Source organism: Pseudoduganella dura, assembly GCF_009727155.1.
In the GTDB taxonomy this organism is placed as follows: domain Bacteria; phylum Pseudomonadota; class Gammaproteobacteria; order Burkholderiales; family Burkholderiaceae_D; genus Rugamonas; species Rugamonas dura.
Map to the genome: position 1 here is coordinate 4795708 of NZ_WNWM01000002.1, position 21696 is coordinate 4817403.

Sequence of the window (21696 nt, forward strand, 5' to 3'; positions counted from 1 at the left end):
ATGTCTGAATCCCTTGCCACGCTGGCCGTGCGGCTCGCCGCGCGGCCATCTTCCATTCCCGTGGGCGTGCGCGCCGGCGTGGCTGTCGACACGGCGGCCTTCCTGGCGCGCCTGGCCGCCTGGAACGCGCTGCTGCGCGATCACCCCGGCACGCGCTTCGCGCTGCATGTCGACGACAGCATCGAATTCGCCGCCGCGCTGCTGGGCGCGTGGCAGGCCGGCAAGACGGTCTGGCTGGCGGCCGATACGCTGGAGGCCACCTGCGCCAGCCTGCGCGGCCATGTGGACGGTTTCATCGGCGAATTTCCGGCCGCGTGCGCGCCGCTGGCCGCCGCCGATACGGCCGCCGTTGCCGGGGTGCTCCGCCAACTCGATCCCGAAGCAGATGCGCTGGTGGTGTTCACCTCCGGCAGCACCGGCACGCCGCAGGCGATCCCGAAGAAGCTGCGCCAGATGGCCAGCGAGGTCGCCACGCTGGAGGTGCTGTTCGGCGAGGATACCGGCGGCGCGGCGGTGATCGCCACCGTGTCGCACCAGCATATCTACGGCCTGCTGTTCAAGGTGCTGTGGCCGCTGAACACGGGCCGGCCGGTCCATGCGGCCAGCATCGCCTTCCCGGAAGCGCTGGCGCCGGCTTTGGCGGCGCAGCGCTGCGCGCTGGTCGCCAGTCCGGCGCACCTGAAGCGCCTGCCGGCGCACCTGGACTGGCGGGGCGCCCGCGAGCAACTGGCCGCGGTGTTTTCGTCCGGCGGGCCGCTGCCGGCCGACACGGCGCAGGCCTGTGGCGTATTGCTCGGCAGCGTACCCGTCGAAGTGTTCGGCAGCTCGGAAACGGGCGGCATCGCCTGGCGCCGCCGCGCCGCGCTGCCGGCGGTCGGCGACGAAGCGTGGACGCCGTTTCCCACCGTGGCCTGGCGCCTGCACGAGGGCTTCCTCGAAGTGCGCTCGCCGCACCTGCCGGACGACGCCTGGCTGCCACTGGCCGACCGCGCGCAGGAGGCGGGCAGCCGGCGCTTCCAGTTGCTGGGCCGGGGCGACCGCATCGCCAAGATCGAGGAAAAACGCATTTCGCTCGATGCGATCGAAGCGGCCCTGCTGGCATGCGGCCTGGCGGCGGAAGCGCGCGTGGCGCTGTGCGAACCGGATACCGGCCGGCGGCAGGTGCTGGCCGCGTTCGTGGTGCCCTCCGCGGCCGGCCGCGGCGTGCTCGATGGCGAAGGCAAGCCGGCGCTGAACGGCCGCCTGCGCGCCGCGCTGGCCGGCGTGGTGGACGCGGTGGCACTGCCGCGCCGCTGGCGCTATGTCGACGCGTTGCCCGTCAACGCGCAGGGCAAGACCACCGTGGCCGCGCTGCTGGCGCTGCTGGCACCGCCGTCGCCGGCGCCTCTCCTGCCGCAGGTGCGCGAGCTGGAGCGCGACGACGCCATGCCGCCGCGCCGGGTGCTGCTCGAAATCGTCGCGCCCGCCAACCTGGCGTACTTCGACGGCCACTTCACGCAGGCGCCGATCCTGCCCGGCGTGGCGCAGGTGGAATGGGCGATCCGTTACGGCCGGGAGCATTTCGCGCTGCCGCCCGCGTTCCGGGCGATGCACGCGCTGAAATTCCAGCACGTGATCACGCCGGACACGCCGGTGCAACTGGAACTGCTGCACGACCCGGCCAAGGGCCAGCTGACTTTCGCCTACCGCTCGGCATCCGGCCAGCACGCCAGCGGGCGCATCCTGTTCCATGCCGGGACGGCCCATGACAGGTAACCTGCCCAGCGACCCGTTCAGGGCATGCGCCGTGGTCCCCGTGTACAACCATGAAGGCGCGATCGGCGCCGTCGCCGGGCGGCTGCTGGCGCACGGCCTGCACTGCGTGCTGGTCGACGACGGCAGCTCGGCCGTGTGCGCCCGCGTGCTGGACGGCATCGCCGCCGCGGAGCCGGCGCGCGTGACCCTGGTACGCCTGGCGGTCAATGGCGGCAAGGGCGCCGCCGTAATGGCGGGCATCGCCCGCGCCACCGAACTGGGCTACAGCCACGTGCTGCAGATCGACGCCGACGGCCAGCACGATACCGCCGACGTGCCCCGTTTCCTCGAGCAGGGCAGGGCGCGGCCGGATGCCGTGATCTGCGGCTGCCCGATCTACGACGAGTCGGTGCCCAAGGCGCGGCTATACGGCCGCTATGCCACCCATGTCTGGGTGTGGATCAACACGCTGTCGTTCGATATCCGCGACTCGATGTGCGGCTTTCGCATCTACCCGGTCGCGGCGGTCAACGCGCTGGCGGCGCGCCGGCGGCTGGGCCGCCGCATGAATTTCGATACCGACGTGCTGGTGCGGCTGTACTGGCGCGGCGTGGAAATCGTCAACCTGCCGACGCGCGTGCGCTACCCGGAGGATGGCGTGTCGCACTTCCTCGTCTGGCGCGACAACGTGCTGATCTCGGGCATGCACACGGCGCTGTTCTTCGGCATGCTGCCGCGCATTCCGCTGCTGCTGGTCCGCAAGTGGAGGCGCAGGTGAGCGCGAGCGAACGCAAGCTCCACGAAAGCCGCAGGCACTGGGCGTCGATCGACGAAGTGAGCTTCGTCGCCGGCATGCGCTTCATGTTCTGGATCTGCCGCATGTTCGGCCGCTGGCCGTTCCGCGTGGTGCTGTACCCGGTGCTGGCGTGGTACCTGCTCACGCAGGGCCGGGCGCGGCGCGCGTCGCGCGATTACCTGCGCCGCGTGCGCGCCCACACGGGCAGGCGGGTGCCCGGCGTGCTGGCGCACTTCGCCAGTTTCGGCGAGAACCTGCTCGACAAGCTGCTGCTGTGGGGCGGCCTGTACCGGCTCGACAACGTGCAGTTCCATGGCGCCGAAGTGATCGAAAGCGCGGTGGCGCGCGGCACCGGCGGCGTGCTGGTCTGCTCGCACCTGGGCAACGTGGAACTGACGCGCGTACTGTCGCGCCAGCGCAACGACATCAAGTCCACCGTGCTGGTGCACACCAAGCACGCGCAGGCGTTCAACCGGCTGATGGGCAAGCTCAATCCCGCCAGCCAGACCAACCTGCTGCAGGTGACGGAAATGACGCCGGCCACGGCGATGATGCTATCCGAGCGGATCGGCCGCGGCGAGTTCGTCGTCATCGCCGGCGACCGCGTGCCGGTCTCCGGCAACGAGCATGTGGCCAGCGCCGATTTCATGGGCGAACCGGCGCCGTTCCCGGTCGGCCCGTACCTGCTGGCCGGAATTTTGCAGTGCCCGGTCTACCTGCTGTTCACCGTGTGCGTTAACGGCGTCACCGAGGTGCACATCGAACATTTCCGGGACGGGGTGCGGCTGCCGCGCAAGGACCGCGCCGCGGCGCTGGCCGGGCTGGCCGGGGCCTATGCGCGCCGGCTCGAACACCACGCCGCGCGCGCACCGCTGCAGTGGTTCAATTTCTACGACTTCTGGCACCTGCCGGCCAGTGAACAACAACAGGAACACAACGATGCATCACGCTGAACATCCCGCCGGCAGTGTTGTCGACAAGCAGGCCACGCGGCGCGCGGTCCGCTTCGACCGCGACCGGCTGGCGATCGAAGACATCGTCGACATCGCGCAAGGCCGCGCCGGCGCCGAACTGTCGCCGGACCCGGCGTTCCGCGCCGCGATCGCGCGCGGCGCCGATTTCCTCGACCGCCTGCTGCGCGAGGACGGCACCGTGTATGGCGTGACGACCGGCTACGGTGATTCGTGCACCGTGACCGTGCCGGCGGAACTGGTGCCTGAACTGCCGCACCACCTGTACACCTACCACGGCTGCGGCCTGGGCCGGCATTTCGACCCGGCGCAGACGCGCGCGATCCTGGCCGCCCGGCTGGCGTCGCTGGCCAAGGGGTATTCCGGCGTGTCGGTCGAACTGCTGCTGCAGATCACACGCCTGCTCGATGCCGGCCTGCTGCCGCTGATCCCGTCCGAGGGCTCGGTGGGCGCTTCCGGCGACCTCACGCCGCTGTCGTACCTGGCCGCCGTGCTGTGCGGCGAGCGCGAAGTGTGGCGCAACGGCGAAGTGGTGGATGCGGCGAAGGCATTGCGCGAAGCGGGCATCGCGCCGCTGCGCCTGCGCCCGAAGGAAGGGCTGGCCATCATGAACGGCACCGCCGTGATGACGGCCCTGGCCTGCCTGGCCTACGACCGCGCCGATTACCTGGTAAAACTGGCGACGCGGATCACGGCGCTGGCGTCGTACACGCTCGATGGCAATGCGCACCACTTCGACGAGGTGCTGTTCTCGGTGAAACCGCATCCGGGCATGGGGCGCGTGGCGGCCATGCTGCGCGAAGACCTGCCCACCACCGAGTGGGAGCGCAACGGCAAGCGCCTGCAGGACCGTTACTCGATCCGCTGCGCGCCGCACGTGATCGGCGTGCTCGCCGATGCGATGCCCTTGTTCCGCATGAATATCGAAAACGAGCTCAACAGCGCCAACGACAACCCGCTGATCGACGGCGACAACGAGCGCGTGCTGCACGGCGGCCATTTCTATGGCGGCCACATCGCCTTCGCGATGGATGGCATGAAGAACGCCGTGGCCAACGTGGCGGACCTGCTGGACCGCCAGATGGCGCTGCTGGTGGACGCGCGCTACAACAACGGCCTGCCGGCGAATCTGTCCGGCAGCACCGGCCCGCGCGCGGCGATCAACCACGGCCTGAAGGCGCTGCAGATCAGCGCTTCGGCGTGGACGGCCGAGGCGCTGAAGCTGACGATGCCGGCCTCGGTATTTTCGCGCTCGACCGAGTGCCACAACCAGGACAAGGTCAGCATGGGCACGATCGCCGCGCGCGACTGCCTGCGCGTGCTGGAACTGACCGAGCAGGTCGTGGCCGCGCTGCTGGTCACGGTGCGGCAGGGCGCCTGGCTGCGCGGCCGTGTCAGTCCCGAACTGGCGCTGCAGCCGCACCTGGCGGCGATGCTGGAGGCGCTGGACATCGCCCCGATCGACGAAGACCGCCGCCTGGACGGCGAACTGCGCAGGCTCGTCAACCGCATCCACGGCAAGGCCTGGGAGCTGTATGCGTAAAGCGAAGGAAAGCCGCTGGTTCGCGGAAGTCGACATGGAAGTCCAGTTCTTCGACCTGGACCCGATGGAGATCGTCTGGCACGGCAACTACGTGAAATACCTCGAGGTGGTGCGCTGCGCGCTGCTCGACAAGATCGGCTACAACTACCCGCAGATGAAGGCCTCCGGCTACGCGTGGCCGGTCATCGACATGCATCTGCGCTACGTGGCGCCGGCCACGTTCGGCCAGAAGATCCGGCTGCGCGCCGACATCGTCGAATGGGAAAACTGCCTGAAGATCGATTACCTGATCACGGACGCCGCGTCGGGCAAGCGGCTGAACCGTGCCACGACGACGATGGTGGCGGTGAACATCGCCACGAACGAGATGTGCTACGTGTCGCCACCCGTGCTGATGAAGAAACTGGGGATTGCATGAAAAAACTGATGTTGACGCTGGCGCTGGCGGTATCGGCCATGGGCGCGCAGGCCGCCGTGCCGGTGGCGAAGATCCAGGCGATGCTGGCCAAGCCGAAGGTGATGTGCGGCCGCTTCGACCAGAGCAAGACGCTGGCCGGCATGAAGAAGCCGCTGGCCGCCAGCGGCCGCTTCTGCGTGGTGCAGGAAAAGGGCGTGCTGTGGCGCACGCTGCAACCGTTCCCGAACACGCTGCGCCTGACCAAGGGCGAGATCGTGCACTACCAGGGCGACCGCGTGTCGATGCGCCTCGATGCGAAGACCGAACCGACGGTTCGCATGATCAACCAGGTGCTGTTCTCGCTGCTGGCCGGCGACCTGGCGCAGCTCGAACAATTGTTCAAGGTGGACGGCACGGTGGGCGCCGACAGCTGGAACGTCACCCTGGAGGCGCGCGAACCCGCGCTGGCCAAGGCGATCGGCACGATCAGGCTCGATGGCGGTGCCTACGTCAACAACATCGTCATCAGCGAAGCGTCCGGCGACCGTACCAGCATCGTGTTCTCGAAGATCGAGGCCGGCGACAAGGCGATGTCCGCCGACGAGGCGGCGCTGTTCTGATGATGACGAAAGGGCGCAGGAACCTGTCGCTGGGCGCGCTGGCGTGGCTGGTGGCCGTGGCCCTGCTGGTGGGCCATAACGGCTACCTGTGGGTGGTCAAGCGCATCGTGCCGGATACCGACATCATGGCGCTACTGCCGGTGCAGGAACGCGACCCGATCCTGCAGCGATCGTTCGCCCACATGGTGGACGCGGCGCAACAGCGCGTGATCGTGCTGGTCGGCGCGGCCGAATGGGAAGATGCGAAACGCGCCGCCGATGCGTATTCCGCCGTGCTGGCCAAGCGGCCGGACCTGTTCGCCGCGGCGTCGGCCGGCGAGGGCGTACAGGCCGAGTGGCTGTCGCTGTTCCAGAAACACCGCCTGGTGCTGATGTCGCCCGCACAGCAGGCGCAGCTCGAAAAGGAAGGCACGGCATTCTGGACGCAGCAGGCGCTGGCGAAACTGTATGCGCCGTTCGGCGGCCCCAGGCTGGGCGCCTGGCAGGACGACCCGTTCGGCCTGTTCTCGGGCTGGGTGCAGGAGCGGGCACAGGAAACGCCGGTGCGGCCGCGCGACGGCCACCTGTTCGTGGCCGACAATGAAAGCCAGTATGTGCTGCTGCCGCTGACCCTGAAGGTGCCGGCACTGTCGATGACCGCCCAGGGGGTGGTGCTGCCGATGCTGGAGGAAGCCGGCGCGGCGGCGCGCAAGGCCGCGCCGCAGGCCAGGCTGATCCAGGCCGGCGTGATCCTGCACGCGGCCAACGCCGGCGCGCAGGCCAGCGGCGAGATGCACACGATCGGCGTGGGCTCGATCGCCGGCATCATCCTGCTGATGTGGTTCACCTTCCGTACCCTGAAGCCGATCGCGCTGATCCTGCTGTCGATCGGCGTGGGCGTGCTCGGCGCGCTGTCCGTCTGCTGGCTGCTGTTCGGGCAGATCCACCTGATGACGCTCGTCTTCGGCGCCAGCCTGGTCGGCGTGGCGCAGGATTACGGCATCTATTACCTGTGCAACCGCCTGTCGGCCGATCCGGCGCTCGATTCGCGCGCGCTGCTGAAAAAGCTGCTGCCGGGCCTGGCGCTGACGTTGCTGGCCGCCGTCATCGGCTACATGGGCCTGGCGCTGACGCCGTTCCCGGGCCTGCGCCAGATGGCCGTGTTTTCCGCGCTGGGCCTGTTCTTCGCATGGCTGACGGTGATCTGCTGGTTCCCCCTGCTGATCGGCCCGCGCAGCCTGAAAGGCGGCGCGCTGGTGCGTGCGTATGGCGCGGCGCTGGCACGCTGGCCGCTGCTGCGCGCCAGTCCCGGCACGTTCATCGCGGCGGGCGTGTTCGGCGCGGTGGCGGTCCTCGGCATCTCGAAGCTGGGCGCCAACGACGATATCCGGCTGCTGCAGAATCCGCCGAAGCACCTGGTCGACGACCAGATCAAGCTGGGCAAGCTGCTCGACGCGCCCACGCCGGTGCAGTTCTTCCTGGTGCGCGGCGATTCGGCCGAGACGGTTCTGCAGCGCGAAGAAGCGCTCAAGCGCCGGCTCGACAAACTGATTGCCGCCGGCAAGCTCTCGGGTTACCAGGCCATGTCGAACTGGGTGCCGTCGGCGCGCACGCAGCGGGAACGCCGCGCCCTGGTCGACCTGAAGCTGCTGGGCGTGGACGGGCCGCTCGCCGCCGTCGCCCGGCAGGCGGAGGAGGATGCCGCATGGGTGCGAACCACGGCCGATGCGTTGCGCGCCGCCGGCACGCCGCTCGATGTCGACGCCTTCCTGCAAGCGCCGGCGAGCGAGCCGTGGCGCCACCTGTGGCTGGGCAGGGAGCATGGCCAATACGCCAGCATCGTCGCGTTGCGCGGCCTGTCGATGGCCGCCGTGCCGGCGGTGCGCCCGCTGGCCGACGGCCTGGCCGGCGTGCAGTGGGTCGACAAGGTGGCGGAGATTTCCTCGGTGCTGGGCCGCTACCGCGTGAACATGGGCTTCGTGGTGCTGGGCGCCTACTGCGTGGTGTTCGTGCTGCTGCTGCCGCGCTACCGGGGCAGGGCATGGCGCGTGATCGCGCCGACCGCGCTGGCCAGCGTGGCCACGCTGGCGATCCTGGGACTGGCGGGCCAGAACCTGCAGCTGTTCCACGTGCTGGCGCTGATGCTGCTGCTCGGCGTCGGCGTCGACTACGGCATCTTCATGCAGGAAGGTGCGACGAACTGCGCGAACCGCCGCGATACCACGCCCTGGCTGGCCGTGGGCCTGGCGGCGGCCAACACGATCCTGTCGTTCGGCCTGCTCGGCCTGTCGCATACCCCGGCGCTGCAGGCGTTCGGACTGACGATGTTGCTGGGCACACTGCTGGTGTGGCTGACGGTTCCCTGTTTCGGTACATCGACCACCATCAAAGAGAAAGCAAATGCAGAAACAATTGGAATCCGCTGAAATCCTGATCGTCGGTGCCGGCCCCGCCGGTTCCGTGGCCGCCGCGCTGTTGCGCAGGCAGGGCCGCCAGGTGCTCGTGATCGAGCGCGAACAGTTCCCCCGCTTTTCGATCGGCGAGAGCCTGCTGCCGCAGAGCATGCAGTACCTCGAAGAGGCGGGCATGCTGCGCGCCGTCGTCGAGGCGGGCTTCCAGTTCAAGAACGGCGCCGCCTTCATGAAGGATGGCGTGTACACGGACTTCGATTTCCGCGACAAGCACTCGGATGGCTGGGGCACCACCTACCAGGTGCAGCGTGCCGACTTCGACCACCTGCTGGCGAAAGAGGCTGAAAAGCAGGGCGCGGAGATCCGCTTCCGCCACGAAGTGCTGAACATCGAGCTGGGCCGGCCGGGCGGGCGCTCGCTCGTCACCGTCAGGAATCCCGAGGGGGACGAATACCAGGTCGACGCCGGCTTCATCCTCGATGCCAGCGGTTTCGGCCGCATCCTGCCGCGGCTGCTGAAGCTGGAAACGCCGTCGAACTTCCCGGTGCGCGGCGCGATCTTCACCCACGTGGCCGACGGTATCGCTCCCGCCACGGGATCCGGAGCGGGATTCGACCGCAGCAAGATCCGCGTCACCGTGCACCCGAAGCACAACAATGTATGGTTCTGGACCATTCCGTTCGCCGGCGGCCGCTGCTCGCTGGGCGTCGTCGCGGAAACGTCGTTCCTGGAGCAATACCAGGGTTCGCCCACCGAGCGGCTGCAGATGATCGTGGCCGAGGAGCCGTCGCTGGCAGCGCTGCTGGAAAACGCCGCGTGGGATACCCCGGCGCGCCAGATCACCGGCTATTCGGCCAACGTCGACCGGCTGTGGGGCGAAGGCTACGCGCTGCTGGGCAATGCCGGCGAATTCCTCGACCCGGTGTTCTCGTCGGGCGTGACGATCGCCGTGCGCTCGGCGAGCCTGGCCGCCGCTGCGCTGAAACGCCAGTTCGACGGCGAGACGGTGGACTGGCAGGCGGACTACGGCGTGCCGCTGCGGCGCGGCGTGGACACGTTCCGCGCCTTCGTCGAGTCGTGGTACAGGGGCGGCTTCCAGACCATCATCTTCCACCAGCGCCAGCAGCCGGAAATCCGCCGGATGATCTCGGCGATCCTGGCCGGCTATGCATGGGACCGGTCGAATCCGTATGTGAAGGACACCGCGCGGCGGCTCGCGGCGCTGGAGGCGGCGTGCGAACTGTCCTGACTTCGCGCATGCGCGCCGCGCTGCCCGCCGCGCTGTCCGCCGCACTTCCCGCGGTACTGTCCAGCGTCGCACTTGCCGCCATGCTGGCCGGTTGCGCCTCGGCGCCGCCGTCGCCGGCCCGGCTGGGCCTGAAGCTGGCGCCGGCGGCGCTGGGCCAGTCGATCAGCGTGCAGCAGCACCTGAAGGTGGAGCGCGCCGGCCGCATCGACGACATGGACGTGGCGCTGCAGGTCGAACCCGAGGCGATCGACATGGTCGGCCTGGCGTTCGGCCAGCGCGTGCTGTCGGTGCATTACGACGGCAAGGCCGTGAAGGAATGGCGCCACGCGATGCTGCCGCGCCAGGTGCGAGCCGAAGACGTGCTCGAAGACATGCAGCTCACGCTGTGGCCGGTCGAAGCGGTGGCGCAGGCGCTGCCGGAGGGCTGGCGCATCGCCGAGGACGGGCTGCAGCGCACGCTGTACCTGAAGGACGAACCGATCATGCGGATCGCCTACAGCGGCAAGCCGCGCTGGAGCGGCACGGTCGTGCTGGAAAACCTGCGGTATAAATACCGGTTGACGATCCAGTTCGCCCCGACCGAATCGCAGTAATGTCGAACACAGTAAAGCAACAGTGAAGCCAAGAGTGCAATGAACGTCTACCTGAACGAATGCGGCATCGTGTGCGCGCTGGGATCCTGCCTCGAGGAGGTGCGGGCGAACCTGTTCGCCGGCCGCTCCGGCGTGCTGCCCACGGCGGACTGCTCGCCCGGGCGCGAGCTGCCGCTGGGCCAGGTACGCGGGGCACTGCCTTCGGTGGCGCACCTGCCGCCGGCGCAGCGCAGCCGCAACAACGCGCTGGCGCTGGCCGCGCTGGCGCAGATCCGCCCGGCGGTCGACGCGGCCGTGGCGCGCTTCGGCGCGCACCGGGTGGGCGTCGTCGTCGGTACCAGCACGTCCGGCATCGCCGAAACGGAGCGCGCGCTGATGCACCGCGCCGCGCACGGCGAACTGGCCCCGGGTTTCCATTACGGCCAGCAGGAAATGGGTTCGCCGGCCGCGATGCTGGCCGACGAGCTCGGGCTCGAAGGGCCTGCCTACGCGCATTCGAGCGCCTGTTCGTCGAGCGCCAAGGCGATGGCCAGCGCCGCCCGGCTGATCCGCATGGGCCTGTGCGACGCGGTGCTGACCGGCGGCGTCGATTCGCTGTGCGCCTTCACAGTGGCCGGCTTCTCGGCGCTGGAATCGGTCAGCGCCGAGCGCTGCAACCCGATGAGCGCGAACCGGCACGGCATCAATATCGGCGAGGGCGCCGCGCTGTTCCTGCTCACGCGAGAACCGGCGGCGGTGGCGCTGGCCGGCTGGGGCGAATCGTCGGACGGACACCACATGTCGGCGCCGGACCCTGCGGGCGAGGGCGCGCGCATCGCCATGACCGAGGCGCTGCGCCGCGCCGGCCTGCGGCCGGCCGATATCGACTATATCAACATGCACGGCACGGCCACGCAGCAGAACGATGCGATGGAATCGAAGGTCATCGCCGGCCTGTTCGGCTGCGAAGTGGCGGTCAGCTCGACAAAGCCGATTACCGGCCACACGCTGGGCGCGGCGGCGGCCGTGGAGGCTGCGCTGTGCTGGCTGGCGCTGCAACCCGGCAATGGGCAGGGCGCATTGCCGCCGCATCTGTGGGACGGCGCCGCCGACGCCGCGCTGCCGGCGCTGAACCTGGTGCCGGCCGGCGGCACGCTGGGCCGGCCGCTGCGCCATGCGATGAGCACGTCGTTCGCGTTCGGCGGTTCGAACGCGGTACTGGTGTTGAGCAGCACCGGATCGGCGGGGGCGGAACCGATGGCTGAAACGGCGGCGGCCCTTCCACCGGCTGCCGTGCCCATTGCCGATCTGTTGCCGCATTCCGGCCGCATGGTGCTGCTCGATACCGTCGTCAGCGCCGGCAACGACGACCTGTGCACCGAAGTGACGATCCGCCCGGACAGCATGTTCTGCGACGGCGCTGCCGTCGGCGCCTGGGTCGGCATCGAATACATGGCGCAGGCGATCGCCGCGCACGCCGGCTGGCTGGCGCGGCAGCGGGGCGACGCCGTCAAGGTGGGCTTCCTGCTGGGATCGCGCAAATACGAGGCGAGCGTGCCCGCGTTCCCGGCCGGCAGCGTGCTGCGCGTGCATGCGCACCGCGTGCTGCAGGGCGATAACGGCCTGGGGGCGTTCGAATGCCGGATCGACAGCGAGGGCGGCACCGTGGCCACGGCGACCGTGACGGTGTACCAGCCCGACAATGTCAACGAGTTTCTTCAAGGTGGAATAGCAGGATGAGCAAGGTTAAACTTCAAAACAGGGCCATGAGCGTGCTGGTCACGGGATCGTCGCGCGGCATCGGCAAGGCCGTCGCGCTGCGCCTGGCACGCGACGGCTACGACGTGGTGCTGCATTGCCGCAGCGGGCGTGCCGAAGCGGAAATCGTGGCGGCGCAGATCGTCGAAATGGGTCGGGCTGCCCGGGTGCTGCAGTTCGACGTGAGCGACCGCGCCGCGACCGCCGCGGCGCTCGAAGCGGATATCGCCGAACACGGTTGCTACTACGGCGTCGTCACGAACGCCGGCATCGCGCGCGACAATGCGTTTCCGGCGATGTCCGGCGAGGATTGGGACCTGGTGCTGCGCACCAACCTGGACGGCTTCTATAACGTGCTGAACCCGCTGGTGATGCCGCTGGTACAGCGCCGCAAACCAGGCCGCATCGTCACGCTGGCTTCCGTGTCCGGCCTGGTCGGCAACCGCGGCCAGGTCAACTACAGCGCCGCCAAGGCCGGCATCATCGGCGCCACCAAGGCGCTGGCGCTGGAACTGGCCAAGCGCGCGATCACCGTGAACTGCGTGGCGCCCGGCCTGATCGAAACCGACATGACAAGCGAGGTGCCGATGGAAGAAGCACTGAAGATGATTCCGGCGCGCCGCATCGGCAAGCCGGAAGAGGTGGCCGCGGCCGTCAGCTTCCTGATGGGCGAGGACGCCGCCTACATCACGCGGCAGGTCATTTCCGTCAACGGCGGCCTGGCATGAGCCGCCGCGTCGTCGTCACCGGCATGGCCGGCATCAGCCCGATCGGCAACGACTGGGCCGCGGTGCGCCAGCGGCTGGGCGAATACCGCAATGCGATCGTGCGCATGGAAGACTGGGCCAACTACGATGGCCTGAACACCAACCTGGGCGCGCCCGCCGCGCCGTTCGAACTGTCCGCGCGCTACAACCGCAAGACCACGCGCAGCATGGGCCGCGTGGCGCTGATGGCCACGCGCGCCAGCGAACTGGCGTTGCTCGATGCGGGCCTGCTCGACCATCCACTGCTCACTTCCGGCCGGATGGGTGTGTCGTTCGGCTCGTCGGCCGGCACGCCGAGCGCCATCGGCGACTTCGGCCGCATGATGGAAGACCGCACGACGAAGGGCATCAACGCCACCACCTACATCAAGATGATGGCGCATACCGCGCCCGTCAATATCGGCGTGTTCTTCGGCATGACGGGGCGGGTGTACACCACGTCGTCCGCCTGTACGTCGGGCAGCCAGGGCATCGGCTATGCCTACGAGGCGATCAAGAGCGGTTCGCAGACGGCGATGCTGGCCGGCGGCGCCGAGGAACTCGATGCCACCGAAGCGGCCGTGTTCGACACGCTGTTCGCGACCAGCACGCGCAACGATGCGCCGCACACGTCGCCGCGGCCGTTCGATGCCGGCCGCGACGGCCTCGTGATCGGCGAGGGCGCCGGCGCGCTGGTGCTGGAAGAGCGCGAACATGCGCTGGCGCGCGGTGCCGCGATCCATGCCGAACTGGTGGGCTTCGGCACCAACAGCGACGGCGTGCACGTGACGCAGCCGAATGCGGAAACGATGAAGACGGCGATGCTGCTGGCGCTGGAGGATGCCGGACTGGCACCTTCCGCGATCGGCTACGTCAACGCGCACGGCACCGGCACCGCGCAGGGCGACGTGGCCGAGTCGAACGCCACGCTACAGGTGTTCGGCACCGGCGTGCCGGTCAGTTCCCTGAAAAGCTACATGGGCCACACGCTTGGCGCCTGCGGCGCGCTGGAAGCCTGGATCAGCATCGAGATGATGCGCGAAGGCTGGTTCGCCCCCACGATCAACCTCGATGCGGTGGACCCGCAGTGCGCACCGCTCGACTTCATCGCCGGCGAAGGCCGCGCACTGCGGTGCGAATACGTAATGTCGAACAACTTCGCGTTCGGCGGCATCAACACGTCGCTGATCTTCAAGCGCGTCTGACCGGCCTGCCCGCGGGCAGGCCGCCGATGGATTCACGAGCAGATTTAACCACCAAAGCAAAGGAAGAAAAATGAAAAAAGCGATGTTGATGTTGGTTCTGACGGCCGCCTCGGGTGCCGCCACCCTGCCGGCCACCGCGGCGGACCGCGCAATGATGGTACCGATCGCGAACGCGCTGGCCGTCAACGATGCGCAAGGGCGCCTGGGCGACACGGTGAAGTTCTACTTCGGCGACCAGAAAACCCCGAAAGTGCAGTCGAAGATCACGTCGGACAGCACCAGCCAGAAGACCAACAGCGTGGGCAAGAGCCCCGAGGAAGCGTGCCACTGGGCCTTCCTGTCGGCGATGCTGGCGCTGAAGAAGAAGGCCGAGTCGGTGGGCGCGAATGCCGTGGTCAATATCGTCAGCAACTACAAGCACAAGGAAATGTCGAGCCAGACGGAATTCGAATGCCATGACGGCAATATCGTCAGCGGCGTGGCGTTCAAGGCCGATTTCGTCAAGCTGGCCGAGTAACGTGGCGGCGGCCGCGCACCTCTGGCTGGCCCGGACGGACGGGCTGGATGAAGCGCGGCTGGCGCACTACGGGCGCTGGCTCGGCCCCGGCGAGCGCGAGCGCACCTTCGTGCGCGAAGCGCGCCGGCGCCAGTTCATCGCCGCGCGCGCGCTGCTGCGCATCGGCGTGGCGGCGCTGCTGGATGTGCCGGCGGAGGCGGTGGAACTGGGCGGGGCGCCGGGGCGGGCTCCGTGGCTTGTGACACCCGGTGTGCCGCTGCCCGGCCTGTCGGTGTCGCACAGCGGCCACTGGGTGGCCTGCGCGCTGAGCACCGGCACGGCGCTGGGCGTGGATATCGAAATGAAGGAAGCCTCGCGCGACATCGACGCGCTGGCGGCGCACGCGTTCGACGGCGCCACGTGCGCGCGGCTGGCGGCGCTGCCGGCGGCTGAACGGCTCGATGCGTTCTACCGGACGTGGAGCCGGCAGGAGGCGCGGATCAAGCTGGGGGTGGAGGCAGCGGAATGCATTGAAGTGGCGCATCCGGAATTGTCGGTGGTGGTGTGCACTGCGGCGAAGCTGGCAGTGCCGCTGGGGGTGGAGGTTGTATGCCTCTGAGGAAAACCGGTGCCAGACACTTTTTCCAGATGAATCACCCGGAAAAGGTGTCTGACACCAAGGCAGCGCCGACGGTAACGGGTTATTGCCATAGCCAGTTCCACAGCCCCGGCAGCTGCGGATGTTCGGCGGCGCTGCGTACGGTGCTGGCGAGCGCGGCGCGTTCGAGCGCGCCGCCGTCGTCGTAGAACGGCTTGCCTGCGACGGGGATGTCGAGTTCGCGGGCGACGTCGAGCAGGATTTGCAGGTAGACCTCGAGGTTGCGCGCCGTGTAGCTGTTCACGTCGTGGAAGGTGACGACGACCGGCGTGGCGCCGTCGACCATGTGCATGGCGCCGGCGGCCCAGCGCTTGCGGGTTTCCGCCAGCATCCTGAGCATGTTGGAGCGCTTGTGCCAGCTGAAGTTGACGCCCCAGATCTTGCCGTCGTTGGCGTTCAGGTCGGTCAGCAGCATGTGCAGGCCGTGGCGGTGGTAGCCGTCCAGCGTGGCGGCATCGTAGGCCCAGAACGGCGGGCGCACGAGCATGGGCGCGCGGCCGGTCAGCGTGCGCAGGTCGTCCACGCCGCGGCCGAGCGTCGCGTCGAGTTCCTCCGCGCTCATGAAGCGGTGGTTCGCATGCGTGGCGGTGGCCGAATGCAGCGCGACGACATGGCCGGCCTCGTGCTCGCGCCGGATCAGCGCGCGGCCGATGGCCGTGCCGCCGCCGTGCCAGTGGCGCGTCTGCGTGAAGAAGACGGCCTTGATGCCGTCCTGCACGGCGTTGCGGGCCAGCGTGTCGAGCACGCGCACGGTGGCGTTGTCGCCGCTCGAACCGCTCGGGCCGTCGTCGAAGGTGAGCAGGAATCGTATGGGAGCCGGCGCGGCCGGTGCGGGGCCTGGTGCCGATGCGCCCGCCCCTTCCTGCGCGGCATGCGCAAGGTGCGTGGCCGCGGCGAGCAACAGGCAGAAAAGTAGTCGGAACGGCACGTGAAGCCTCGTGAGAAATTCGGGGCTGCATTATAAATTGGTGACAGCGGGTGCGCCCGCAAGAAATTTGAGGAAAATTGTATGAATGTTCAGCCACAGCCGCCGTCGCAGTCGCCATTGCCGCTCGAGCCGCACGTGCCGGAAACGGAATTCGGAAAATGGTTCCTGCGCACGGAAACCTGGACCGTGCACGTGCTGGAACGTGCGCTGGCGGACCTCGATACGTTGATACCGGCCGGGCGCAAGAGCTTCGACGTGGTGGCCGACGTGGGCTGCGGCTATGGCCGTTCGCTGCCGAAGCTGCACGCGCGCTTCGCGCCGCGCCGGCTGATCGGCATGGACATCGATCCGGAAATGATCGAAGCTGCCGGCAAGGAAGTGGCGCAGCACGGCATCGCGGCCGAATTCGTCCTCTGTTCAAGCTCGAACATCAGGCTGCCGGACGATTCGGTGGACCTGCTGTTCTGCCACCAGACCTTCCACCACCTGATCGACCAGGAGCGCGCGATCGCCGAATTCTTCCGCGTGCTCAAACCTGGCGGCGTGCTGCTGTTCGCCGAATCCACGCGGCGCTACATCCACTCGTGGATCATCCGGCTGCTGTTCCGCCACCCGATGGACGTGCAGAAGACCGCGCCCGAATATCTCGCCATGGTGCGGGCCGCCGGCTTCGACGTGCCCGACAGCGCGGTGTCGTACCCATTCCTGTGGTGGAGCCGCGAAGACCTGGGCATGCTGGAGCGCGTACTGCGCATCAAGCCGCCCGCCGTGCGCGAGGAAACGTTGATCAACCTGGTGGCACGCAAGCCCTGATCCCCGCAGGCCGCGCGCCCGCGCGGCCTGCGCTCCGGTTCAATCGTCCAGGCTCCACTGGTACTGCAGCCGTGTCCAGGACTGGTACGGCACGCCATCCACGGTGCCGGGCTGGAAGCGGCACAACGACAGTCCCGCCAGCGCCGCGCGGTCCAGCTCGCGCGACCCGCTCGATTTCTCCACCTTCGATTCCGCAACCCTGCCGTCGGTACCGACCAGCAGCGCCAGTGTGACGGTACCCGTTTCGCCGTTGCGCTGCGCATTGCGGGGATATTCCGGCCGCGTGCACGCCCCGGCATCGACCACCGGCGCGACCCGTACCGGCGTCCTGCCGGCAGGCTCGATGTGCTGCGCAGTCGCCGTGGCGCCCGTCGACGTGGCGGGAGGTACCGGTTCGCTCGCAGGCCGCGTCGCCATTTGCACCGGCACGGCCGGTGGCGGAACATCCTGCGGCAGGTCGGGAACGACAATCGTCGTGGGCGGCAGCTTCACGGGATCGGGCATCGGCACCGGCGGCGGTGGCGGCGGTGGCGGGAGTTCGGCCACCGGCACCAGGTCGATGACGCCGGGAGGCGCGCGGTGGATCAGTACTTTCGAGCCCTGCACGGCGACAAACGCCACCAGTACGTGCAGCAGCACGACGACAGCGATGCCTGCTGGGTTTCTCTGCGAATTACCGGCGAAGTTCATGCCATTCTCCTTGACGATGGTTGGAAGTCGATTTTGCTAGGTCGTGGATGTATACTATTCCATGTAATAGCAAAAATGGAAGGGGTTATATAGCAATCGTGTGGGATGGTATGCTTCCGTCCATTGGCAATGAAGCTTGCGTGGAGGTGGAAATGAAAAAGCGGGAGGAAGGGCGCATCCGCGTGATGCTGGCGGACGATCATCCGATCGTCATGAGCGGGTTCGCCATGTCGCTGGCCAGGCCGGACATCGATGTGGTGGCGCAGGCGCGGAGCCCGGAAGAGGCAATGGAACAGCATGCGGCCCTGCAGCCGGATGTGCTGGTGCTGGATATCCGCTTCGGCGAGCAGCTGACGGGCCTCGACGTGGCGCGCGGCATCCTGGGGCGCCAGCCGGATGCGCGAATCGTGTTCCTCACGCAGTTCGACCAGGACAGCCTGGTGAAGGAGTGCTACCGGATCGGCGCGCGCGCCTTCATCACGAAGGATTGCGATCCGGAAGAACTGGCGGCCGCGGTGCGCCGCGCGCATACGGGCGAACTGTATTTCATGCCGCGCATCGCCGAGCGGCTTGCCAGCCTGTCGGTCAAGGGCGACGTGTCGCCCCAGTCGCTGCTCGACGAGCGCGCGCTGGAGATATTCACGCTGATGGCCGAGGGCCTCACCAACGCGGAAATCGCCGAACGGCTGGACGTGTCGTCGAAGACGATCAGCAATGCCAGCCAGGCGATCAAGGATAAGCTGGGCGTGCACCGCGCGGCGGACATCACGCGCCTGGCCGTGCGCTACGGGCTGCTGCAGCCCTGATGCGGGCGCTGGTGCCGGTCTTGCTGCGCCGCCACTGGAGCACGCGCACGCGGCTGCTGGCGATCACGCTGGCGCCGCTGGTGGCGCTGTGCCTCGCGCTGCTCTGGCTCAGCTACGCGTCGCGCCAGGACGAAGTGCGAGCGGACCTGGCCGAGCGGGGCACGCTGCTGGCACGCGTGCTGGCCGACAGCAGCGAGTACGCGGTGATCTCCGGGCAGTACGACGAGCTGCGGCGCAGCATGCGCGGTGTGCTGCAGTCCGATACCGCGATCCGCGAAATCGCGCTGTTCGACGCTCGCCGGCGCGAACTGGTGCGCCTGCGCGGCCGCGCCGCGGGCGGCCCGGAAGGCCGCTACTACGAAGCCCCCGTATTGAAGCGCCTCGTATGGCTGAACATGCGCGCGCCGGACGGCAGCATCGTGTTCGGCGCGGCCAACGGCGCCGCCCGCCCGCGCTTCGAAACCGTGGGCTACCTGCAAGTGCGCATGACGCCGGACGCGATGCTGGCACGTCAGGCGACACGCTTCCGGCTCGAACTGCTGGCGGCAACCGCCGGGCTGCTGTTGTGCGGTGCGCTGGCCTACCGGCTTTCCGAAGGTTTCGATACGTCGCTGCAGGCGTCGTTGCGGGCACTGCGGGAAGCGGATGCCGGGAAACGCCTGCTGCTGCGGCGGCTGAATACGGCCGTGGAGCAGGAGCGGCAGAGCATCGCGCTGGAAATCCACGACGAACTGAATGCTTCGCTGATCGCCGTGCGCCTGGAGTCGCAGCGTATCGCCGCGCTTGCCGCGCAGGCCGCGCCGGCGGAGGTGGCGCAGGAGATCGCGCGCCGCGCCACCACGGTCACGCAGCTGGCGCTGGGCCTCTATGGCAACGGCAGGGCGCTGGTGCGCAGGCTGCGGCCGGAGGTGCTCGACATGCTGGGCCTGCAGGGGGCCGTCGAGGAGATGGTGCGGCAGGTGGACGACAGCCAGCCGGACTGCCGTTTCACCTGCAGGGTCGAAGGCGCCATGTCGGACGTGGAACCGGAACTGGCGATCTCCGCTTACCGTATCGTCCAGGAGGCGCTGTCGAATATCATCAAGCACGCCGGCGCGCGCCGGGCGACAGTGACCCTGGCCCGGCATGGCGGCGACCTGTCCATCGAAGTTCGTGACGACGGCGTGGGCCTGTCCGCCGGGCGCTCCGACGGCATCGGCATTGCCGGCATGCGCGAGCGCGTGCATGCGGTGAGCGGCAGCTTCTCGATCGACAGCGACGGCGGCGGTACCCGCATCGCGATCCGCCTGCCGCTCGCCGATCCGGCTACTTAGATTGCAAGCGAGCCGGCGCGTTCGCTGCCCGTGTTGTTCCATCCGGCGATGTGCGGTATGTTGTCGGTTCCATCGATTCACTGCCCGCGCCCATGACCCAGTCCAGCCACGCAAGTCAGCAACACGCCAGCCAGTTCGCGCTGCTGAAGCAGCGCCGCTTCGCGCCGTTCTTCTGGACCCAGTTCCTGGGCGCGTTCAACGACAACCTGTTCAAGACGGCACTGATCGTGGTGCTCACGTTCGATGCCGCCAGCTGGACCACGCTGAAGCCATCGCTGGTGACGAACCTGATCCCCGGGATCTTCATCCTCCCTTACGTGCTGTTTTCCGCCACGTCCGGCCAGATCGCCGAGAAATTCGAGAAGTCGACGCTGGTGCGCTTCATCAAGTGGGCGGAGATCGCCATCATGGGCATCGCTGCGCTCGGATGGATGACGCACAGCCTGTGGCTGCTGGTGCTGGCGATCTTCGCCATGGGCACGCACTCCACGCTGTTCGGCCCCGTCAAGTATTCCTATATGCCGCAACAGCTGAAGCCCGAGGAACTCACGGGCGGCAACGGCATGGTGGAAATGGGCACCTTCGTCGGCATCCTGCTGGGCCAGGTGTTCGGCGACGTGCTCGTCATGCACGGCTCGCTGGGCATTCCGGTGGTGGCGTTCGGCACGATCGGCTTCGCGGTGCTGGGCCTGTTGGCCAGCTACCGCATTCCCGTCACGCCGGCGCCGGCGCCGGACCTGAAGATTGCCTGGAATCCGTTCACGGAAACCGTGCGTAACCTGAAGCACTCTGCCGGCAACCGCACCGTGTTCCTGTCGATGCTGGGCAATTCGTGGTTCTGGTTCTACGGCGCGATGGTGCTGGCCCAGTTCCCCGTGTATGCGATGACGTTCCTGAAGGGCGACCACAGCGTGTTCGTGCTGCTGCTCACGGTGTTCTCGCTGGGGATCGGCGCCGGCTCGCTGTTGTGCGAGAAGCTTTCCGGCCGCAAGGTGGAGATCGGGCTGGTGCCGTTCGGATCGATCGGCCTGTCGCTGTTCGGCATCGACCTGTATTTCGCCAGCCTGGGCTACGCGGCCCCCGCGGCCGCCACGGTCGATGCGTTCGGCCTGCTCGCGCAGTCGGGCAGCTGGCGCATCGTGTTCGACGTGGTGATGATCGGCGTGTTCGGCGGCTTCTTCATCGTGCCGCTGTTCGCGCTGATCCAGCTGCGCTGCGATCCGAAGCACCTGTCGCGCACGATCGCCGGCATGAACATCCTGAATGCGCTGTTCATGGTCGCGGCGGCCGGCGTGGCCATCCTGCTGCTGGGGCAGGGCCTGACGATCCCCGAACTGTTCCTGGCCACCGCGGTCATGAACGGCATCGTGGCCGTCTACATCTTCTCGCTGGTGCCGGAATTCCTGATGCGCTTCCTGGCCTGGCTGCTGATCCACACGGTGCACAAGGTGAAGGTGATCGAGTCCGGCCGGATTCCGGAGCAGGGCGCCGCGGTCCTCGTCTGCAACCATGTCAGCTATGTCGACGCGGTCGTCATCATGGCGGCCAGCCCGCGGCCGATCCGCTTCGTGATGGACCACCGCATTTTCAAAACACCGATCCTGGGCTGGATCTTCCGCACCGCGAAGGCGATCCCGATCGCGCCGGCCAAGGAAGACCCGTGGCTGCTGGAGAAAGCCTACGTGGACATCGCGCATGCGCTGCACGACGGTGAGCTGGTCTGCATCTTCCCCGAGGGGCGGCTGACGAGCACCGGCGAAGTGAACGAGTTCAAGGGCGGCATCGCCAAGGTGGTGGAACGTTCGCAGGTGCCGGTGATCCCGATGGCGCTGCGCGGGCTGTGGGGGCATCCGCTGTCGCGCAGCAAGGATAACCTGTTCGGCCGCGCCTTCCGCAAGGGCCTGCGTTCGCGGCTGGCGCTGGCCGTGGGCCAGCCGGTAGCACCGGATGCGGTCACGCCGGAGTCGTTGCAGCAGGCGGTGCTGGCGCTGCGCGGCGACTGGAAGTAGGG

20 protein-coding genes and 1 pseudogene are annotated in these 21696 nt (G+C 68.2%); 19 read left to right on the forward strand and 2 right to left on the reverse strand.

What is annotated here, in order from left to right; all coding sequences use genetic code 11:
* From GJV26_RS20990 to GJV26_RS21055, 15 genes and pseudogenes are all read left to right on the forward strand, one after another.
* Positions 1-1755, forward strand: coding sequence for an ApeI family dehydratase (locus GJV26_RS20990; protein WP_155710674.1), 1755 nt, complete (start codon positions 1-3; stop codon positions 1753-1755).
* Positions 1745-2512: a glycosyltransferase family 2 protein gene (locus GJV26_RS20995; protein ID WP_155710675.1), complete on the forward strand. Its 768-nt coding sequence runs from the start codon at positions 1745-1747 to the stop codon at positions 2510-2512. Before GJV26_RS20990 ends, GJV26_RS20995 begins: the two co-directional genes overlap by 11 nt.
* Positions 2509-3483 carry a lysophospholipid acyltransferase family protein gene (locus GJV26_RS21000; protein WP_443094231.1) on the forward strand — a complete coding sequence of 325 codons (975 nt, stop codon included), beginning with the start codon at positions 2509-2511 and terminating at the stop codon, positions 3481-3483. Before GJV26_RS20995 ends, GJV26_RS21000 begins: the two co-directional genes overlap by 4 nt.
* A complete protein-coding gene (locus GJV26_RS21005; protein WP_155710676.1) occupies positions 3470-5044 on the forward strand; it encodes an HAL/PAL/TAL family ammonia-lyase in 1575 nt (524 codons plus the stop codon). The genes GJV26_RS21000 and GJV26_RS21005 overlap by 14 nt, the downstream gene beginning before the upstream one ends.
* Positions 5037-5462: an acyl-CoA thioesterase gene (locus GJV26_RS21010; protein ID WP_155710677.1), complete on the forward strand. Its 426-nt coding sequence runs from the start codon at positions 5037-5039 to the stop codon at positions 5460-5462. The genes GJV26_RS21005 and GJV26_RS21010 overlap by 8 nt, the downstream gene beginning before the upstream one ends.
* The gene (locus GJV26_RS21015) at positions 5459-6061 is read left to right on the forward strand and encodes a LolA family protein (protein ID WP_173346239.1); all 603 of its coding nucleotides are present in this window, start codon (positions 5459-5461) and stop codon (positions 6059-6061) included. The genes GJV26_RS21010 and GJV26_RS21015 overlap by 4 nt, the downstream gene beginning before the upstream one ends.
* Positions 6061-8466, forward strand: a complete 2406-nt coding sequence (locus GJV26_RS21020; RefSeq protein WP_229419378.1) for an MMPL family transporter — start codon at positions 6061-6063, stop codon at positions 8464-8466. Before GJV26_RS21015 ends, GJV26_RS21020 begins: the two co-directional genes overlap by 1 nt.
* Positions 8441-9700, forward strand: coding sequence for an NAD(P)/FAD-dependent oxidoreductase (locus tag GJV26_RS21025; protein ID WP_155710678.1), 1260 nt, complete (start codon positions 8441-8443; stop codon positions 9698-9700). The genes GJV26_RS21020 and GJV26_RS21025 overlap by 26 nt, the downstream gene beginning before the upstream one ends.
* 8 nt (positions 9701-9708) lie before the next feature.
* Positions 9709-10293 (forward strand): DUF3261 domain-containing protein, encoded by a 585-nt coding sequence (locus tag GJV26_RS21030; protein WP_155712631.1) that lies wholly within the window; start codon positions 9709-9711, stop codon positions 10291-10293.
* Between the two features lie 39 nt (positions 10294-10332).
* Positions 10333-11502: pseudogene (locus GJV26_RS21035) on the forward strand (beta-ketoacyl-ACP synthase); the annotation flags it as partial.
* A 27-nt stretch (positions 11503-11529) separates the two neighbouring features.
* Positions 11530-12012 (forward strand): hotdog family protein, encoded by a 483-nt coding sequence (locus GJV26_RS30745; RefSeq protein ID WP_371866566.1) that lies wholly within the window; start codon positions 11530-11532, stop codon positions 12010-12012.
* Entirely contained in the window at positions 12009-12758 is a 750-nt protein-coding gene (gene fabG, locus GJV26_RS21040) for a 3-oxoacyl-ACP reductase FabG (RefSeq protein WP_155710680.1), read from the forward strand. Before GJV26_RS30745 ends, fabG begins: the two co-directional genes overlap by 4 nt.
* Positions 12755-13981: a beta-ketoacyl-ACP synthase gene (locus tag GJV26_RS21045; RefSeq protein ID WP_155710681.1), complete on the forward strand. Its 1227-nt coding sequence runs from the start codon at positions 12755-12757 to the stop codon at positions 13979-13981. The genes fabG and GJV26_RS21045 overlap by 4 nt, the downstream gene beginning before the upstream one ends.
* 82 nt (positions 13982-14063) lie before the next feature.
* Positions 14064-14498, forward strand: a complete 435-nt coding sequence (locus GJV26_RS21050) for an excinuclease ATPase subunit (RefSeq protein WP_229419379.1) — start codon at positions 14064-14066, stop codon at positions 14496-14498.
* Complete coding sequence (locus GJV26_RS21055; protein WP_155710683.1) at positions 14437-15096, forward strand: 4'-phosphopantetheinyl transferase family protein; 660 nt, start codon at positions 14437-14439, stop codon at positions 15094-15096. The genes GJV26_RS21050 and GJV26_RS21055 overlap by 62 nt, the downstream gene beginning before the upstream one ends.
* 82 nt (positions 15097-15178) lie before the next feature.
* On the opposite strand, the gene GJV26_RS21060 is transcribed toward GJV26_RS21055, so the two are convergent.
* Positions 15179-16063: a polysaccharide deacetylase family protein gene (locus GJV26_RS21060; protein ID WP_229427955.1), complete on the reverse strand. Its 885-nt coding sequence runs from the start codon at positions 16061-16063 to the stop codon at positions 15179-15181.
* Positions 16064-16144: 81 nt separating this feature from the next.
* Here GJV26_RS21060 and GJV26_RS21065 point away from each other — a divergent pair, with 81 nt between their 5' ends.
* Complete coding sequence (locus GJV26_RS21065; RefSeq protein WP_155710684.1) at positions 16145-16876, forward strand: class I SAM-dependent methyltransferase; 732 nt, start codon at positions 16145-16147, stop codon at positions 16874-16876.
* 39 nt (positions 16877-16915) lie between these two features.
* On the opposite strand, the gene GJV26_RS21070 is transcribed toward GJV26_RS21065, so the two are convergent.
* Positions 16916-17566, reverse strand: coding sequence for an energy transducer TonB (locus tag GJV26_RS21070; RefSeq protein ID WP_155710685.1), 651 nt, complete (start codon positions 17564-17566; stop codon positions 16916-16918).
* Positions 17567-17718: 152 nt separating this feature from the next.
* Here GJV26_RS21070 and GJV26_RS21075 point away from each other — a divergent pair, with 152 nt between their 5' ends.
* The 3 genes from GJV26_RS21075 (at position 17719) to GJV26_RS21085 (ending at position 21694) form a co-directional block, all read left to right on the forward strand.
* Positions 17719-18372: a response regulator transcription factor gene (locus GJV26_RS21075; protein WP_155710686.1), complete on the forward strand. Its 654-nt coding sequence runs from the start codon at positions 17719-17721 to the stop codon at positions 18370-18372.
* Entirely contained in the window at positions 18372-19685 is a 1314-nt protein-coding gene (locus tag GJV26_RS21080) for an ATP-binding protein (RefSeq protein ID WP_155710687.1), read from the forward strand. The genes GJV26_RS21075 and GJV26_RS21080 overlap by 1 nt, the downstream gene beginning before the upstream one ends.
* A gap of 92 nt (positions 19686-19777) precedes the next feature.
* Positions 19778-21694, forward strand: coding sequence for an MFS transporter (locus GJV26_RS21085; RefSeq protein ID WP_155710688.1), 1917 nt, complete (start codon positions 19778-19780; stop codon positions 21692-21694).
* The last annotated feature ends 2 nt before the right edge of the window (positions 21695-21696 follow it).